This is a genomic window from Sphingobium sp. R-21, from assembly GCF_049913335.1.
GTDB lineage: Bacteria > Pseudomonadota > Alphaproteobacteria > Sphingomonadales > Sphingomonadaceae > Sphingobium.
Map to the genome: position 1 here is coordinate 120,968 of NZ_CP184374.1, position 17,300 is coordinate 138,267.

Annotated in this window: 13 protein-coding genes and 1 pseudogene; all 14 read left to right on the forward strand. The window is 61.7% G+C overall.

The annotated features are described in order from the left end of the window. Positions 1-169 precede the first annotated feature (169 nt). A pseudogene (locus tag ACN9MX_RS00500) lies at positions 170-589 on the forward strand (TonB-dependent receptor plug domain-containing protein); the annotation flags it as partial. A gap of 141 nt (positions 590-730) precedes the next feature. Continuing rightward, complete coding sequence (locus ACN9MX_RS00505) at positions 731-2,437, forward strand: TonB-dependent receptor (protein WP_363828165.1); 1,707 nt, start codon at positions 731-733, stop codon at positions 2,435-2,437. After that, positions 2,437-3,621 carry a hypothetical protein gene (locus ACN9MX_RS00510; protein ID WP_363828142.1) on the forward strand — a complete coding sequence of 395 codons (1,185 nt, stop codon included), beginning with the start codon at positions 2,437-2,439 and terminating at the stop codon, positions 3,619-3,621. The genes ACN9MX_RS00505 and ACN9MX_RS00510 overlap by 1 nt, the downstream gene beginning before the upstream one ends. An 81-nt stretch (positions 3,622-3,702) precedes the next feature. Then, positions 3,703-5,124, forward strand: coding sequence for an aldehyde dehydrogenase family protein (locus tag ACN9MX_RS00515; protein WP_363828139.1), 1,422 nt, complete (start codon positions 3,703-3,705; stop codon positions 5,122-5,124). Positions 5,125-5,158: 34 nt separating this feature from the next. Continuing rightward, a complete protein-coding gene (locus ACN9MX_RS00520; RefSeq protein WP_363828137.1) occupies positions 5,159-6,403 on the forward strand; it encodes an acyl-CoA dehydrogenase family protein in 1,245 nt (414 codons plus the stop codon). Beyond that, the gene (locus tag ACN9MX_RS00525; RefSeq protein ID WP_363828135.1) at positions 6,400-7,422 is read left to right on the forward strand and encodes a phosphotransferase family protein; all 1,023 of its coding nucleotides are present in this window, start codon (positions 6,400-6,402) and stop codon (positions 7,420-7,422) included. Before ACN9MX_RS00520 ends, ACN9MX_RS00525 begins: the two co-directional genes overlap by 4 nt. Before the next feature lie 42 nt (positions 7,423-7,464). Beyond that, positions 7,465-8,241: an SDR family oxidoreductase gene (locus ACN9MX_RS00530; protein ID WP_363828133.1), complete on the forward strand. Its 777-nt coding sequence runs from the start codon at positions 7,465-7,467 to the stop codon at positions 8,239-8,241. Then, positions 8,238-9,035, forward strand: a complete 798-nt coding sequence (locus ACN9MX_RS00535; RefSeq protein WP_363828130.1) for an SDR family NAD(P)-dependent oxidoreductase — start codon at positions 8,238-8,240, stop codon at positions 9,033-9,035. Before ACN9MX_RS00530 ends, ACN9MX_RS00535 begins: the two co-directional genes overlap by 4 nt. 14 nt (positions 9,036-9,049) lie before the next feature. Next, positions 9,050-11,074 (forward strand): 3-hydroxyacyl-CoA dehydrogenase NAD-binding domain-containing protein, encoded by a 2,025-nt coding sequence (locus ACN9MX_RS00540; protein WP_363828127.1) that lies wholly within the window; start codon positions 9,050-9,052, stop codon positions 11,072-11,074. Positions 11,075-11,122: 48 nt separating this feature from the next. Next, on the forward strand, positions 11,123-12,772 hold the full coding sequence (locus ACN9MX_RS00545; RefSeq protein ID WP_363828125.1) for a long-chain-fatty-acid--CoA ligase: 1,650 nt from the start codon (positions 11,123-11,125) through the stop codon (positions 12,770-12,772). Continuing rightward, positions 12,769-13,977, forward strand: a complete 1,209-nt coding sequence (locus ACN9MX_RS00550) for an acyl-CoA dehydrogenase family protein (RefSeq protein WP_426387212.1) — start codon at positions 12,769-12,771, stop codon at positions 13,975-13,977. Before ACN9MX_RS00545 ends, ACN9MX_RS00550 begins: the two co-directional genes overlap by 4 nt. 1 nt (position 13,978) lies before the next feature. Beyond that, positions 13,979-15,091, forward strand: a complete 1,113-nt coding sequence (locus tag ACN9MX_RS00555; protein WP_363828119.1) for an acyl-CoA dehydrogenase family protein — start codon at positions 13,979-13,981, stop codon at positions 15,089-15,091. Continuing rightward, positions 15,088-16,827, forward strand: coding sequence for an acyl-CoA dehydrogenase (locus ACN9MX_RS00560; RefSeq protein WP_363828117.1), 1,740 nt, complete (start codon positions 15,088-15,090; stop codon positions 16,825-16,827). The genes ACN9MX_RS00555 and ACN9MX_RS00560 overlap by 4 nt, the downstream gene beginning before the upstream one ends. Next, on the forward strand, positions 16,824-17,276 hold the full coding sequence (locus ACN9MX_RS00565) for a MaoC family dehydratase (protein WP_363828115.1): 453 nt from the start codon (positions 16,824-16,826) through the stop codon (positions 17,274-17,276). Before ACN9MX_RS00560 ends, ACN9MX_RS00565 begins: the two co-directional genes overlap by 4 nt. Positions 17,277-17,300: the final 24 nt, after the last annotated feature.

Below are 17,300 nucleotides of genomic sequence, written 5' to 3' on the forward strand. Positions count from 1 at the left end.
ATCAGGGCAGAAAGCGCGCTTAACAGCATCTGGCGAAAAACGATATAAAAAATAGTCTTGTCTATATGGTAATCTTCACTATCTTTTTGGAACCTTGTCACGGCATCAGGAAGTGGATCTCGGTTGATCGAGGCGCCAACGACAAATCAAGACATCAAAGGGGGAAAGCATGATACGAAATTACCTCTTGGCCAGTTCAGCCCTGTCCCTTCTGCTTCTCGCCGTTCCGGCCGCAGCGCAGACAGGCCCTGCCAGCGATCGCGGCCCTGGTGCCGGAGAACCTGCCGATATCGTCGTGACCGCCAACAAACGCAGCGAACGGTTGCAGGACGTTCCTATCGCCATTTCAGCGCTTGCGGACAAAGACGTCCAGAACCGCCATATAACCAGCGCGCTTGATCTCAACAATATCGTGCCGGGCCTTCGGCTCACCACATCGGATGCGGCCGCCAATCCCAAAATCTTCATCCGAGGCGTGGGGCTTTCCGACTTCAATCCAGGTTCGGCAAGCGGCGTCGGGATTTATGTCGACGGCGTCTATGTCGGTTCGCCCCTCGCGCAGCTCGCCGGCTTCTATGACATTGATCGGATTGAAGTGCTCCGCGGTCCGCAAGGCACTTTATATGGGCGGAATACCACTGGCGGGGCGATCAATGTCATCACGAAACGTCCGACCTGGAAATATACCGGCGACGCGTCGGTCGACTATGGCGAGTATAGCAGCGTCACATTGAATGCGGGCGTCGGCGGTCCGATAATCGCGGACAAGCTGGCTTTCCGCGTTTCCGGCCAAAGGGTGAGCAGCGATGGCTTTGCTGACAATCGTCTGACGCGCCGTGAGGCCGGAGCCGCGGACCGCTGGGCGGTGCGCGGCCAGTTGCTGTTCACGCCGGCCAGCAATGTGGAAATTCTTGCCCAGGCGAGCTTTTTCCGGAACCGCGGCGACGCGATTCAGGTCAAGCATCGTTCCCTGTTCCCCACTGCACCGCAATTTGCCGGTTCCGACGGGCTATGCGCGCCCGCATATTACAATTCATCCGGCTGTACGGACCTGTTGGGCTATAGCGATACCGATCCGCGTCCCCGATCGCTGGAAGATAATGTGGACGGCAAGGACAAGGTGGATGTCACCACCGCAAACCTATCCGCCACCATCGAAATGGGCGCAGTCGATCTGATTGCCATTACTGCCTATCAGAATGCCTGGCGCGACGACCGGGAAAATACCGACGCCAGCCCGCTGCAGATGATCGAAGGGCATTTCCATACCAAGCAGCGTCAGTTCAGCCAAGAATTGCGCCTGCAATCCCACGGGCAGACGCGCCTCAGGTGGGTGGCGGGCGCTTATTACATGCACGATCATCTAAATGACGACAGTTCGTTCGACACCCTGCGGGATTTGCGCCCGATGTTCATTACGGACAACAATCCGACAGGTCTCAGCATCGAAAATTCGGTGGGAGTCTTTGGGTGGCCTAACATCCAGAAGGTCGACAGCTATGCGGTGTTCGGCCAGGCTGATTACGATGTTTCAGATCGTCTGACGTTAACGGGCGGTCTACGCTGGTCGGCAGACCGGAAATCCCTGAATTATACCAGCCAGGTTGATAATGGCCTGGCTGTCCTGCTGCATTTCAACGGCCGGAAGACCTTCAGCGACTGGTCTGGCCGCGCCGGCATCAATTACCGACTGGGGACTGATGCGCGCATCTACGCCACTTACAATCGCGGTTACAAGTCCGGCGGTTTTTTTGGGGGATTGGCCAGCAGTATTGAGCAGATCGAACCTTATGACAACGAAATCCTGAACGCTTATGAGGTCGGTCTGAAGACAAATTTGTTCGGTCGTAAGATCCGCGCAAACTTGTCCGCTTTCTATTATGATTATCAGAACCAGCAGGTTTTCTCGCAGGTCTTGCGCAACGGCCTGACCATGCAAATACTCGATAATGCCGCCAGTTCCCGCTCCTATGGCGGCGAAGCGGAACTGGCAGGCGAAATATCCCGCAATCTGAGCTTCTCCTTATCGGTCGCCTATCTTGACAGCAAGATTCTGAAATATGTGTCGGACGGACAGGATTTCTCCGGTAATGTCCTGCAAAACTCGCCCAAATGGTCGATCGGGGGCTCCATCAGCTATAACATGCCCCTGGCAGACGGCAGCGCGATCGTGTCGAGCATCGACGCCAACTGGCGCAGCCGGGTCTTTTTCGACAACACGCAGCGGAACCGACTGTCCGACGGTCCCGCAACGGTCGTCAACGGTCAGATCGGCTGGCGTTCATCCAACAGCAAGATTGAGATGGGTGTGTTCGCCAAGAACCTCTTCAACAAGACCTATCTGCTCTATATTTCACCCATCGACAGTTTGGGCGTCGATGAATTGAGCTATGCTCCGCCACGGGTCGCAGGCGTATACGCAAGGATCAATTTCTGATGCACGATGCGAACCGACTGGGACACGGCCATATTCCGGTCTGTCTGGCAGCCGGTTCCATCGGCTTGCTTGTCCTTGGAGTCGAGCCAATTCTGTTGGGCGCCCTGACGGTCGAAGGTCGCCTGTCCGAAGGAGGGGTCGGTCCTTTGGCGATGTGCGAACTGACGATGATCGCGCTGGGGTCGCTCGGCGGGCTCCGGTTGTTGCGGTTCATGCAAACGCAGGCTGTCCTCGCCGGAGGCAGCATATTGTTGGTCCTGGCCAACTTGCTGCTCGTCGGCCGATCTGGGTTGCCGTGGCTGGCCATGGGGCGCGGCATGGCAGGAGTAGGGGAAGGCACTCTGCTGGCGTTGGCCGGATCCGCGATAGCGACAAGCGTAAACCCGGAGCGTCTGTCGGCCTTCTTCCTTGCGGCGCAGACAATCCTGCAACTTGTCGTCGCCCAGTTCATGCCTTCCGTCCTCTGGCGGGGTTCGGCAACCGACGGAGCCTTGCTGATCCTGTCCCTGTCGGGCGTGGCGAGCCTGATGATGGTTCCATGGGCGCCCCGCCGCCTTCGTCCTCCTCCGCCCGATCCGGCGGGGGGCGGCATACCCGGGAACGGCATAGTCCTGTTGGCAACGGCGGGTCTCTATATTGGCGGCATCATCGCCACATGGAGTTATCTCGGCGTCGTTCTTGGGCATTTCGGCTATAGTTCAGGCCAGCGGGGATCGCTTGTCGCATTGTGCCTTGGCAGCCAGGTCATCGGCGCCTTCGCCGCCGCGCGGTGGGGAGAATATCTGGCGGATCGTGCCGTCATCCTGGCTGCTGCCATGATCCAACCGGTGCTGGTGGCGGTACTCGCATTGGCGGGAGCGGTGGCGTGGGTGCCGTGGGTCTTTGTCGCGGGTTATGGATTTTTGTGGCTGTTCGGCCAACCATTCTACACCGGCATGCTGATCTCGGTGGATCGCCGGCGGCGTGCAGTACTCTATCTGCCGGTCAGCCAACTGGCCGGGTCAGCGCTGGTGCCTTTCATGGCCAGCATCATTGTCGATCATTTCGGGGCTATTGGCGCCTTGTGGTTCAGTGTCGGAACATTCCTGTCCGGCGGGGTCCTGATACTGCTCGTTACATGGCAGGCTTCGCCGGAAGGCGTAACAATGCCGGATGACCCGATCGTGCCGGAAAACGGAAGATGAGGGACTGAATGCAGTCCTTGGCGGGGCCGGAACGGTCTTCCCTCCACTTCCATCAACAGAACAGATTTCAAGGAGATACCCATGCGTGTGTATGACAGGCATTTCATCGGCGGTTCGTGGATCGAAAGCGCGGGCCGCGAAACCAGGACGGTCATCAATCCGGCCACGGAGGAAGCGGTCGCATGGCTGACCCTGGGCAATGCGCAGGATGTCGATACCGCGGTGACCGCAGCGCGAGATGCCTTTGAACGCTATGGTGCCAGGCCGGTCGCCGATCGCATCCAGCTTCTGGAACGGATTGTCGGGGAATATCAAGCGCGGGCAGGCGATCTGGCCAAGGCGGTCAGCGAGGAAATGGGCGCGCCGATATCCTTTGCGCAGGCCGCGCAGGTCGCCGCTGGCCTGGGCCAGATCATGGGAACACTGGCGGCGCTTCGCGATTTCCCGTTTGAGGAACAGGTGGACGGCGCCCGCATTCTGCACGAACCGATCGGTGTCGTGGGCTTGATTACGCCATGGAACTGGCCGCTCAACCAGATTTGCGCAAAGATCGCACCGGCGCTTGCCGCTGGCAACACGATCATCCTCAAGCCGTCCGAAGAAACCCCTGGATGCGCCGTGATCCTGGCCGAGATTCTCGAAAAGGCGGGCGTACCAGCCGGAGTCTTCAATCTGGTCCATGGTGATGGGCCGGGGGTCGGCTCCGCCATGTCCCGCCATGCCGGCGTCGACATGATCAGTTTCACAGGATCGACGCAGGCGGGCATTCTCGTCGCCCAAGCCGCGGCTCCGACCGTCAAGCGCGTCCATCAGGAACTGGGTGGGAAGGCAGCCAATCTGGTACTTCCCGGCGCGGATCTGGCGTCCATACTGCCGCTAACCGTGCAGGGAGTGCTCGCCAATTCAGGGCAAAGCTGCATCGCGCCCACCCGGATATTGGTTCATGAAGCGGAGTTGGAAGCCGCTACGGCCATCATTGCCGCCATCATGCAGGCTGTGGACGTGGGTTCTCCGGACCAGCCGGGTCTTCACATCGGTCCGGTCGTCAACAAGGCGCAGTTCGAGAAGATCCAGCACCTGATCGATTCCGCCATTGATGAAGGCGCGACACTCGTCGTCGGCGGCCCGGGCCGGCCAGAGGGACTGGACAGGGGCTATTTCGTGCGCCCCACGCTTCTTGCCGGAGTTCATCCCGGCATGCGGATTTTCCGTGAGGAGACATTCGGTCCCGTTGCCACCATCACCAGCTATCGTGACCTGGATGAAGCTGTCCGCCTGGCCAACGATACGGTTTACGGGCTGTCGGCGGTCATTTCGGGAGATCCTGCCAAGGCTGCGGCCGTAGCGCCACGGATTCGGGCGGGGATCGTCACCATCAACATGTGGGCCAGTGGCATGACCACGCCCTTCGGTGGCTACAAACAGTCAGGCAATGGCCGGGAAGGCGGCAAATATGGCTTGGCCGATTTCCTGGAAGTGAAGGCCGTCCTGGGCGCCGCCTGAAGGTCGAAACAACAGAATAATTGGGAGCGGATTCATGGATTTCACGCAGACGGATCGCGAGCTGGACTTTCAGCGACGGGTACGCGATTTCATGCAGGACGAGGTCAGGCCGTCGGCCGGTGACTATGCGCGCGAACTGGCGAGCGGAGATCGCTGGTCGGCATTGCCGGTGATCGAGCGGCTGAAAGCGAAAGCCAAGGCGGCCGGGCTCTGGAACCTTTTCATGCCGCCGGCCCATGAGGCGTTGGTTGACGACAGATTCCTGTTTTCCGGCGAACGCCTCACGAACCTCGAATATGCGCTGTGCGCCGAGGAAATGGGACGCATCGCCTGGGCGTCGGAACTGTTCAACTGCTCCGCGCCCGACACGGGCAACATGGAAGTGCTGCACCGCTATGGAACGCGTGCACAGAAGGATCGTTGGCTGAAGCCGTTGATGGATGGAGAGATTCGCTCTGCCTTCCTGATGACCGAACCGGAAGTTGCCTCGTCTGACGCGACCAATATCCGCACCTCCATCCAGCGGGCGGGCGATCACTATGTCATTAACGGCCGCAAGTGGTGGTCGTCCGGTGCGGGCGACCCGCGATGCAAGGTCGCCATCGTCATGGGCAAGACCAATCCGGATGGCGACAGACATCGCCAGCAGGCCATGATCCTGGTCGATCTCGACACGCCCGGCGTGAAGATAGAGCGAACCCTGTCGGTTTACGGCTATGACCACGCACCCCATGGCCATGCCCAGATCGCGCTCGACAATGTTCGCGTTCCTGCTGAAAACCTGATCCTGGGGGAGGGGCGTGGGTTCGAGATCGCGCAGGGCCGCCTGGGGCCGGGACGCATTCATCACTGCATGAGGACTATTGGTGCCGCCGAGGAGGCGTTGGAAGCCATGACCCGTCGGCTGCTCAGTCGGACGGCATTCGGCAAGCGCATCGGTGACCATTCGGTCTGGGAGGAACGGATCGCCCGTGCCCGCACCGAAATAGAAATGACGCGCCTGCTCTGCCTGAAAGCTGCCGACATGATGGACCGCGCCGGGAACAAGGCAGCGCGCGACGAAATCGCGATGATCAAGTTACAGGCGCCGCAAATGACCTTGCGGATTATCGATGATGCTGTCCAGGCGCATGGTGGCGCCGGGGTTTCGGACGATTTTTCCCTGGCGGCGGACTGGGCACACATCCGCACGTTGCGTCTTGCCGACGGTCCGGATGAAGTTCACGCCCGCGCCATTGCCCGGTCGGAATTTGCTCGCTATCCGGAAGTCAGGGCATGACCGATATCGATGCAGCCAGCCTGTCCCGATGGCTGGTGCAAGCCGCAGCCCGCCATGCACCCGTCCTGCGCATCGAAAAATTCGCAGGCGGCCAGTCCAATCCCACCTACCGGGTTGGCACGGCCGACGGCGATATCGTGTTGCGGCGCAAACCCTTTGGCCCGCTTTTGCCCTCCGCCCATGCGATTGAGCGCGAATATCGCCTGCTCAGCGCGCTCCAACCCACGGGCTTCCCTATCCCGCGCCCCATCGCCCTGTGCCAGGACAGCGCGGTTATCGGCGCGCCCTTCTACCTGATGGAGATGGTGAAAGGGGCCAACCATTTTGACGGCGCCCTGCCCGAAGTGTCGAGGCGGGAACGGCGGCGCGTCTATGAAACGATGATCGATACCCTGGCTGCGTTGCACAAAATCGATTATGCCGCGCTGGGCCTTGAGGATTTTGGCCGCCCCGGCAATTATTTCACCCGGCAGGTGGGTCGCTGGACCACACAATATCGCGCCGCCCAGACCGAGGAAATCGCTGAGGTCGAAAGGCTGATCGACTGGCTGCCCCGCACTGTGCCCCTGCAGACCGCGACGTCCATCATCCATGGCGACTATCGAATCGACAATTTGATCTTCGCGCCGGATTATCGCCAGGTCAGGGCCGTAATCGACTGGGAACTGGCGACCATCGGCGATCCGATAGCCGACTTTGCCTATCTCGCCATGAACTGGGCATTGCCCAGGGACGGTCGTGCTGGATTGGCGGGCATCGATCTGGACCGCGAGGGCATACCCACGCTGGATGAGGCCGTTCAGCGCTACTGTACGCTGACAGGGCGTGAGAGCTTGCCTGATCTGCACTGGTACTTCGCCTATAATCTGTTCCGCCTCATCGGCATCCTTCAAGGCGTCAAGAAGAGGCTGGCCGACGGCAATGCCTCCAGCACCCAGGCCGCGACGGCGGTGGAACAAATAGGCACACTGGCCCACGCCGCGTGGGATCAGGCGCAAAGGGCCGGAGCCGGTCGTTAATCACGCGGGAAGAAAGCCGCCGGAGCTCTGGAGAGGAAATCCATGGAACTGTTCAACCTGACCGGGAAGGTCGCGATTATCACCGGATCCACGCGCGGGATCGGCCGAGCGATTGCCGAAGCCTATGCGGCGGCGGGTGCCCGCGTGGTGATCTCCAGCCGCAGGCAGGCCGCCTGTGAGGAAGTCGCCGCCGCGATCAACGCTTGCCATGGTGAAGAACGCGCGATCGCCATTGCCGCCAGCATCTCCGACAAGGCGGCACTGGAGGCGATGGTCGCCGAAACGCGAAAACGGCTGGGCGGCATCGACCTGCTGGTTTGCAATGCCGCCACCAATCCCTACTACGGCCCGATGGCCGGGATCAGCGATGAGCAGTTCCGCAAGATCTTCGACAACAATGTCCTCGCCAACCACTGGCTGATTTCCATGATCGCACCTGAAATGATCGCGCGCCGGGACGGTGCGATCATCCTGATCTCCTCTATTGGCGGGCTGGTCGGATCTGATGTGATCGGCGCCTATAACATCTCCAAGGCGGCTGATTTCCAGCTCGTGCGCAATCTAGCGGTGGAACTCGGACCCCATAATGTCCGGATCAACGCCATCGCGCCCGGTGTGATGCGCACCGATTTCGCCCGCGCGCTGTGGGAGGATCCCAAGGCTGAGGCCGCCCTGCAAAAGGCGACGCCGCTCGGCCGCATCGGTGAGCCGGAGGAGATTGCCGGCGCCGCCCTGTTCCTGGCGGCAAAGGCGGCGACGTACATGACTGGACAAACGATCGTGGTGGACGGCGGCGCTACGGCCCGGGGCGTCCTGTGACCGGGCGCTTCTCCTCCCGCAATGTCGTGGTGACTGGCGCCGGATCGGGGATCGGCCGGGCAGCGGCAATAGCCTTCGCGCGGGAGGGTGCGCATGTGCTGGCCTTTGACATCACCGATGCGGTCGAGGATGTCGCGGCAAGCCATCCGTCCATCACTGCCATGCGCGGCGACGCGGGCAGCGACGCCGATGTGGCGGCGTTGGTCGCGGCGGCGGCGGGTCGTCAGGGAGGACTCGGCATTATCGTGGCCAATGCAGGTGTCAGCGGCGGCATGGCGGGCCTGCTGGACCAGAGCGCTGAAGATTGGGCCGCGTTGCTGAGGGTCAACCTGATCGGTCCGTTCCTGGCGATCAAGCATGGTGCGCGCGCGATGCTGGCCGCTGGCGGGACGGGCGCCATCATTTGCACGGCCTCCGTGGCGGGCCTGCGCGCAGGAGCGGGTGGTCCTGCCTATTCCGCATCCAAGGCAGGTGTCATCAATCTGGTGCAGACTGCAGCGCAACAGCTCACCGGATCGAATATCCGCGTGAATGCGGTCTGCCCCGGCCTGATCGAAACCGGCATGACCCAGCCGCTTTACGACAATGCCCGCACCCGTGGCCTCGAGCATCAGATTGGCCAACTCAATCCGCTGCGCAGAGGCGGTCAGACGGAAGAAATCGCGCAGGCCATCGCATTCCTCGCTTCCGACGACGCCAGCTACGTCAACGGCCAGGCTCTGGTCGTCGATGGCGGGCTGTCCTCATCCCATCCCTTCCCTCGCCGCAGGCAACTGGGCGAAACCACATTTTGAAACACAGAGGCATCATGATCGAGATTCAGCTCCACGGCGATATTCTGGAAATCGCGATGGCCAACGCGCCGGTAAACGCCCTCGGCACGGCTGTGCGGCGAGGGCTGGCGAACGCCATCAGCAATGCGCAGGCCGACAATGCCGTCAGGGCAATCGTGATCCGGGGTGCGGGCCGCATGTTCTCGGGCGGCGCCGACGTCACCAAATTCGACCAGCCGATCGCCGATCCATCCCTGCCCGTCGTGATCGACGCCATAGAGGCAAGCGGCAAGCCGGTCATCGCGGCGATCCACGGCATGGCGCTGGGCGGAGGTCTGGAAGTGGCGCTCGGCTGCCATTACCGTATCGCGACGCCGTCAGCGAAACTGGGGCTTCCGGAGGTCAAGCTGGGCCTGCTGCCCGGTGCGGGCGGCACCCAGCGCCTGCCTCGCCTCACGGGTGTCGAGGCCGCGCTCCAGATGATCGTCTCGGGTGATCCGATCCATGCCTCACAGGGCGTCGACATCGGCCTTGTCGACCGTCTGGCCGATGAGGCAACGCTGATGCAGGACGCCATTGCCTATGCCCGTTCGCTGGGCAGCGTGCGGCGGACGAGCGAACTGCCGGTCAGGGCCGACGCATCGTTGTTCGAACATTTTGTGGCCGACCAGGCCCCCAGGATTCAGGGGCTGGCTGCCCCCCAGGCCTGTGTAAGTGCGGTGAAGGCAGCAGCGAACATGTCTTTCCGCGAAGGCCTGGCCAAGGAAAGCGCGCTGTTCGCGGCGCTGATGGAAGGCAATCAGTCGAAGGCGCTGCGGCATGTCTTCTTTGCCGAGCGCGCGGCAGCCCGGATCGATGGGCTGCCCACCGACGTCGCCCTGCGCCCCATCCGCAAGGTCGGCGTGATCGGCGCGGGGACGATGGGCGGCGGCATATCCATGAACTTCCTGTCCTCTGGCATCCCCGTGACGATCGTCGAAATGACGCAGGACGCGCTGGATCGCGGCGTGGGCATCATACGCCGCAATTATGAAGCAACCGCTGCCAAGGGACGGCTGACCGGCGAACAGGTTGAAAGTGCCATGGGCCTGCTGACCCCCAGCCTCGATTTCGCGGCTCTGGGCGACTGCGATCTGGTGATCGAAGCGGTCTATGAGAATATGGACGTGAAGAAGGAAATCTTCGCGCGGCTGGATGCCGTCGCGAAGCCGGGCGCAATGCTCGCGTCAAACACCTCCTATCTCAGCATTGATGATATCGCCTCCGCGACGAGGCGGCCCCAGGACGTGCTGGGCCTGCACTTCTTCTCACCCGCAAATGTCATGAAGCTGGTCGAAGTGGTGCGCGGCGCCCGAACGGCGCCCGATGCATTGGCGACCGGCATGGACCTTGCCCGGCGGATCGGCAAGGTGCCGGTGGTCTCACGCGTCTGTTACGGCTTCATTGGTAACCGCATGCTCATTCCGCGCCAGGACAATGCGACGCAGCTGCTGCTGGAAGGCGCGACGCCCGAACAGATCGACCGCGTGCATACCGCCTTCGGCATGCCCATGGGGCCGTTCCAGATGGCTGATCTTGCCGGAGTGGACATTGGCTGGCATCGCGATCCCGATCGCATCGAAACGATCCAGGATGCGCTGTGCGCAGAGGGCCGTTGGGGCCAGAAGACCGGCGCGGGCTATTATGACTATGGCGAAGGCCGCAAGCCGAAGCCGTCGTCCGTCGTTACCCGGATCGTCGATGCCTTCCGCGCAAAGGCAGGCGTCACGCCCCGCACCATTTCCGATGAGGAGATCGAGGTTCGTACCCTCTATTCGATGATCAACGAAGGCGCGAAGATTCTGGAGGAAGGAATCGCCCAGCGGGCCTCTGACATCGATGTGGTCTGGATCTACGGCTATGGCTGGCCGCGTCACAAGGGAGGCCCGATGTTCTGGGCCGGGCAGACCGGACTTGCCGCGATCGTCGCGGGCCTGGAACGCTATGGCGACCGACTCGGTCCGAATTTCGCCATTTCGCCGCTGCTGAAGGCCCGCGCTGCGACCGGTGGCACGTTGTAAGGCCCCAAAGGAGGGACCTTCAGCCGTAAACTATAACAGGAGAGGATCATGCCCCTTCGTTTTCCCGCCGCCGCGCCGGAAGCCTATCATTTCCCGCTCACGATCGGCCATCTGCTCGACAGCGCCATGCTGTCGGCGGCCGATCAGGAAATCATCTATCGCGACAAGCATCGCTACACCTATCGCGGCTTTCATGATCGCATCGGGCGGCTGGCGTCGCTGCTCTCCGGACTGGGCGCCGAGGAAGGCTCGACCGTCGCGATGCTCGACTGGGACAGCCATCGCTATCTGGAGGCCTATTTCGCCGTTCCGATGATGGGTGCTGTGCTGATGACCGCCAATGTCCGCCTCCCGTCGGAACAGCTATGCTACACTCTCAATCATAGCGGCGCCGAAATCCTGATCGTGCACCGCGACTTCTTCCCGCTGGTGGAGACCGTCCTGCCCCAACTTCCGGCGGTGAAGGCGGTGGTCGCGATCATGGATGGGGCGGAAGGCCCGCTGCCGACCTGGGCAACCGGGGAATATGAGGCGCTGTCCGCCGCCGCGAGCGCGGATTTCCCATTCCGCGATTTCGATGAAAATGCACTGGCGACGACATTCTACACGACCGGCACGACCGGCAATCCAAAGGGCGTCTGCTTTACCCACCGCCAGCTCGTGCTCCACGCCTTGGTAGCCAGGGCTCCCTTCGGCGTCAGCGCGCTCAGCCCCAGTTTCGGCGCGGAATCGGTCTATATGCCCTTGACCCCCATGTTCCATGTCCATGCATGGGGCATGCCCTATGTGGCGACGATGCTGGGACTGAAACAGGTCTATCCCGGCCCCTACGAACCGGAAATGATCTGTCGGCTCCGGGCCGAACATGGCGTCACATACTCCCATTGCGTCCCGACGATCCTGAAGATGATATTGGATGCGGCAGACCGGACGGGGGCCGATCTCAAAGGTTGGACCATGACGATCGGCGGCGCGGCCCTAACGCAGGCGCTGTGCGCCGAAGGTCGGCGGCGCGGCATGAACCTGGTGGCGGGCTACGGCATGTCGGAAACCGCGCCCATCATTGCGATCGCACGGCGGCGGCGGGACGACGACGGCCAGGAAGCCGCCATTGTCGAGGCGTTTTGCACCAGCGGTATTGCCGTCCCTCTCGTCTCCGCCCGGATCGTGGACGAGGACATGAACGTCCTGCCCGCCGACGGCACCACGCGCGGAGAGCTGGTGCTGCGCGCGCCATGGCTGACGCCCTGCTATGCAGGCGATGAGCGGGCGTCAGCGACGCTCTGGCGCGGTGGCTGGATGCATACGCAGGACATCGCGACCCTGGACGAACGGGGCAATATAATGATCCGCGACAGGCTGAAGGACGTCATCAAGACCGGCGGGGAATGGATCGATTCCATCATGCTGGAGGAACTGATCTGCACCGTCGAAGGCATCGCCGAGGCTGCCGTCATAGCCCTGCCCGACCTGCAATGGGGCGAACGTCCGATGGCCGTGGTCGTGCCGCAGCCCGGATTCACGCCAACGCTGCACGCGATCAATGCTCCCATTCTAGCCGCGATACAGCGCGGCGAAATTACCCGCTACGCGAAGATCGGGCATTTCGCGACCCTCGACACCCTGCCGAAGACCAGCGTGGGCAAGATAGACAAGAAACTGCTCCGCACGCAATTCCCACAAGGACCTGCCCAATGAACCTGGACTTCACCGCGGAGGAGGAATCCTTCCGCGCCACCGTTCGCGAATTCCTGCGCGACAATCTGCCAACGGTTCTCTCCGAAAAGGTAAGAACCGGCAAACGGCTGACCAAGCAGGACATGGAGCAGTGGCATGCGATACTGAACCGCCGCGGCTGGCTGGCGAACCATTGGCCTGTCGAACATGGCGGCACGGGCTGGACCTTTGCCCAGTCCTATATTTTCGACCTGGAATGCGCGCTCGCACACGCGCCGCGTATCATTCCCTTCGGCCTGTCGATGCTGGGGCCCGTCCTCATCAAAATCGGGTCAGAAGAACAAAAGGCCTATTGGCTGCCCCGCATTCTGGACGGCACGGACTGGTGGTGCCAGGGCTATTCGGAACCGGGCGCGGGATCGGATCTCGCCAGCCTGAAGACCAGCGCGGTGCGCGGCAGGGATGCCGGGGGCGACCATTATATCGTCAACGGTCAGAAAACCTGGACCACCCTTGGCCAACATGCCGACAAGATCTTCTGCCTCGTCCGCACGTCGAGCGAGGACAAGAAGCAGGAGGGCATTTCATTCCTGCTGATCGACATGGCGACACCGGGCGTGGAAGTACGTCCCATCACCCTGCTCGACGGCGAGCAGGAGGTGAACGAAGTCTTCTTCACCGATGTTCGGGTGCCGATCAAAAATCTGGTGGGCGAGGAGAATAAGGGCTGGACCTACGCCAAATATCTCCTGACCTACGAGCGCACCAACATAGCGGGCGTTGGCGCTTCGATGGCGGCCTTCGATCATTTGCGGCACATCGTCGCGGCGCAGATCAAAAATGGCCGGCCCCTTGCCGAAAACCCCTTCTTCGCTGCCCGGATGGCGAAGCTCGAAATCGATCTTGAGAATATGAAGACCACCAATTTGCGCGTTCTGGCCGCAGCCGGGCACGGGGTGGCGCCGGTTGCGGAAAGTTCGATGCTCAAGATTCGCGGAACCGAAATCCGGCAGGAGATCACAAGCCTCACCCGGCGCGCGCTGGGACGCTATGCGCATCCTTTCGTATCGGAAGCGCTGGACGAGGACTTTAACGGCACTCCCGTCGGTCCCTCCTACGCAGCGCCTGTCGCGGCCGATTATTTCAACAATCGAAAACTGTCGATCTTTGGCGGCTCGAACGAAGTCCAGCGCGAGATCATTACCAAAGCCATATTGGAGCTTTGACATGGATTTTCATCATGATGAGGACCGGCGGATGCTGGCCGACATGCTCGGCCGCTACCTGCAGCAGAAATATCCTGTAGACCAGCGCCACGCGATCAGCGCGTCGGAGCGCGGATGGTCCGCCGAACATTGGGGGGCGATGGCCGAACTCGGCATCATCGGCGCGCTCTTTTCCCAGGAAACAGGTGGTTTCGGCGGCAAGGGCTTCGACATCGCCGTGATTTTCGAACAGCTTGGCAGGAGTCTGGTCGTAGAACCTTTTCTCGGCACGCTGATGGCCGGCCGCGCGCTTGCCCGATCTGGCACACAGGCGGACCTGCTGGCCGAAGTGATTGCGGGAACAAAGCTTCTCGCCTTTGCCCAGGGCGAGGCACATAGCGGTGATGACCTGACCCGGATCGCAACGCAGGCGCATCAGGCAGGCGATGGATGGCTGCTCAACGGCGGCAAGGCGGTCGTCCCGCAGGTCGAGGAGGCCGACCACATCCTTGTTGGTGCGCGCTTTTCCGGCGCAGCGGGCAACGAAGCGGGCGTGGGCCTGTTTCTCGTCGATAAGGGTGCGCCGGGTCTCAGGGTCCATGGCTATCCGCTGATCGATGGAGGCCGTGGTGGGGATCTGATGCTAACGGACACGCCGGCCAAGCGGGTTTCGGAAAATGGCCATGCCCTGATCGAAGATGCCATTGCCGCCGGCATCGTTGCCCTCAGCTGGGAAGCGGTGGGGGCCATGGACATGCTCAAGGCCGCGACCCTCGACTATCTTCGGACGCGCAGGCAATTCGGCATGCCGATCGGCAAATTTCAGGCGCTCCAGCATCGCATGGCAACCGTCGCCCTGGAAATAGAACAGGCGCGATCCGCTGCCATTAATGCCGCAGCCGCGCTCGAAGGGCCACGTACAACACGGGAACGCGCCGTTTCTGCCGCCAAATACACGATCGGCCGGGTTGGCGCGCTGGCCGCCGAAGAAGCGATCCAGATGCACGGCGGCATCGGGATGACCTGGGAACTACCGCTGTCCCATTATGCGAAGCGGCTTGTCATGATAGATCACCAATTGGGCGATGAAGATCATCATCTGGAACGATTCATTGCACTGGGTAGCGCCGCATGAAGAGTCCGGACGACTTTCTGCCTTCGCGAGAGATGCTCGGATTCCAATTGTTCGACTGGCTGGATGTGGGTGCCCTGACGGATCGGGACGTGCTGTCCGCGATCATGGATGCCGCCCGGCAACTCGCCGTTGATGTCTTCATGCCGCATTACCGGCAGGCCGATATCGAGGAACCCCGGCTGGAAGATGGCAGGGTACGCCTGTGCCCTGCGATCCATGTCGCCCTGCGCGCCTATGCCGAGCTCGGCCTGTCGGGCGTGAGCTTCCCTGAAAAATTGGGCGGCCTGGGTTTGCCCTATACCGCCTCGCTCGCCCTGCACAGCATCTTCGCAGCCGCCAATATCTCGACGATCGGCTACGCGATGCTGACAGCAGCCAATGCCCGCCTGATTTCGACGTTCGGCACATCGCGTCAGGTCGAGCGGTTCGCGCATCCTCAGATCAAGGGCCGCTGGTTCGGAACCATGTGTCTGTCCGAACCGCAGGCCGGTTCCAGCCTGGGCGACATCAGGACCCGCGCCGTCTGCGAGGGAGAGGATGAACTCGGCTTCCGCTATCGGCTGACCGGCAATAAAATGTGGATTTCAGGCGGCGACCAGGATGTGAGCGAGAATATCGTGCATCTCGTGCTGGCCAAGGTGGCGGGTCCCGACGGCAGTCTGCCGGAAGGATCGAAGGGCATTTCGCTTTTCATTGTGCCTCGGATACTCCCGGACGATACGGTCAACGACGTCAGCGTCGCCGGTCTCAACCACAAGATGGGCAATCGCGGCACTTCGAATTGCCTGCTCAATTTCGGCGAAGCCGATGGTGCCATAGGCTGGCGTGTCGGCGCGGAGGGAGAAGGGCTGGCCCAGATGTTCATGATGATGAACGAGGCCCGGATATCGGTTGGCATGGGGGCTGCAGCATTGGCCTATCGCGGCTATCGCCACGCCCTGCGCTATGCGCGGGAACGCGTGCAAGGTCGCGTGGCCGGAATGCAGGGCGGCGCTGCCATCCCCATCATCGACCATCCCGATGTACGGCGCATGCTGCTGCAACAAAAAATTTATGCCGAGGGAGCGTTCGCCCTGTGCCTTTATTGCGCGCGGCTGATCGATACCGGCGGGGAAGAGGTGGAAAGCCTGCTATCTCTGCTCACGCCGGTGGCCAAAAGCTGGCCGTCCGAATTCGGCCTGATCGCCAATGATCTCGCGATCCAGGTTCATGGCGGCTATGGTTATACGCGCGATTTCGAGGTGGAACAGCTTTGGCGCGACAACCGGCTCAATCCGATCCACGAAGGCACGACCGGCATTCAGGCCATCGACCTGCTCCGCCGCAAGATATTGACGTCCGATGGCCGATCGCTCGCCCTCCTGCGGCATCGGATCGCCGCAACCGCCGATCAGGCGCACAAGGCAGCGGAATGGTCTTCGCTGGGCTCTGCCTTGCTGGCCTATTGGGACAAGGTTGAGGAGGTTGTCGATGGCCTGCGGCTGCGCGTCATGCCCGAAGCGCTGGATGACGCGACCCTGTTCCTGCGTGCCTTCGGGCATGGCATCCTGGGCTGGCTCTGGCTCGATATGGCGCTCAAGGGCGTGTCGCTCGCCAACGACAAGCTTCGGGCGGGGCTCAGTTACGCCTGCCGCTTCTTCTTTGACACTGAACTGCCGCAGGCCCTCGCCTGGTTGTCAGTTGTCGAAAGACATGGCGATCTTGCCCGCGCCATGCCGGAGGACGCGTTCGCGTGACTACGCTGCCAGAGGCTTTGCGGGCCGAGATCGGCATCGTGCGTCATTCGGATTGGATCGTGGTGGATCAGGCGATGATCGACCGCTTCGCCGACGCCACCTGCGATCATCAGTTCATCCATGTCGATCCCGTCCGCGCGGCCACCACGCCCTTCGGCGGCACCATTGCGCACGGCTTCCTCACCTTGTCGCTGTTGCCCCACCTCCAGAACTCGATATCGCGCCCGGCCGTGCCCGCCGCCAGCATCGAGGTGAACTATGGGCTGGACCAGGTGCGCTTCATCCATCCCGTACGTTCGGGCAGCCGTATCAGAGCCGCCTCGACACTTGTTTCAGTCGTGGAAAAGACGCCCGGATCTTTTCAGCAGACACTGAAGATGACCGTCGAGATCGAAGGGGCGGACAAGCCTGCTCTGGTCGCGCTTTGGCACATCCTTTTCATGATCTGACGCCCTCTTCTGACAGGAGTTTCC

Excerpts from the sequence above, each read along its gene's own strand:
- ACN9MX_RS00510 (WP_363828142.1), top strand. The coding sequence starts at position 2,437 with ATGCACGATGCGAACCGACTGGGACACGGCCATATTCCGGTCTGTCTG.
- ACN9MX_RS00515 (WP_363828139.1), top strand. The coding sequence starts at position 3,703 with ATGCGTGTGTATGACAGGCATTTCATCGGCGGTTCGTGGATCGAAAGC.
- ACN9MX_RS00520 (WP_363828137.1), top strand. The coding sequence starts at position 5,159 with ATGGATTTCACGCAGACGGATCGCGAGCTGGACTTTCAGCGACGGGTA.
- ACN9MX_RS00525 (WP_363828135.1), top strand. The coding sequence starts at position 6,400 with ATGACCGATATCGATGCAGCCAGCCTGTCCCGATGGCTGGTGCAAGCC.
- ACN9MX_RS00530 (WP_363828133.1), top strand. The coding sequence starts at position 7,465 with ATGGAACTGTTCAACCTGACCGGGAAGGTCGCGATTATCACCGGATCC.
- ACN9MX_RS00540 (WP_363828127.1), top strand. The coding sequence starts at position 9,050 with ATGATCGAGATTCAGCTCCACGGCGATATTCTGGAAATCGCGATGGCC.
- ACN9MX_RS00545 (WP_363828125.1), top strand. The coding sequence starts at position 11,123 with ATGCCCCTTCGTTTTCCCGCCGCCGCGCCGGAAGCCTATCATTTCCCG.
- ACN9MX_RS00550 (WP_426387212.1), top strand. The coding sequence starts at position 12,769 with ATGAACCTGGACTTCACCGCGGAGGAGGAATCCTTCCGCGCCACCGTT.
- ACN9MX_RS00555 (WP_363828119.1), top strand. The coding sequence starts at position 13,979 with ATGGATTTTCATCATGATGAGGACCGGCGGATGCTGGCCGACATGCTC.
- ACN9MX_RS00560 (WP_363828117.1), top strand. The coding sequence starts at position 15,088 with ATGAAGAGTCCGGACGACTTTCTGCCTTCGCGAGAGATGCTCGGATTC.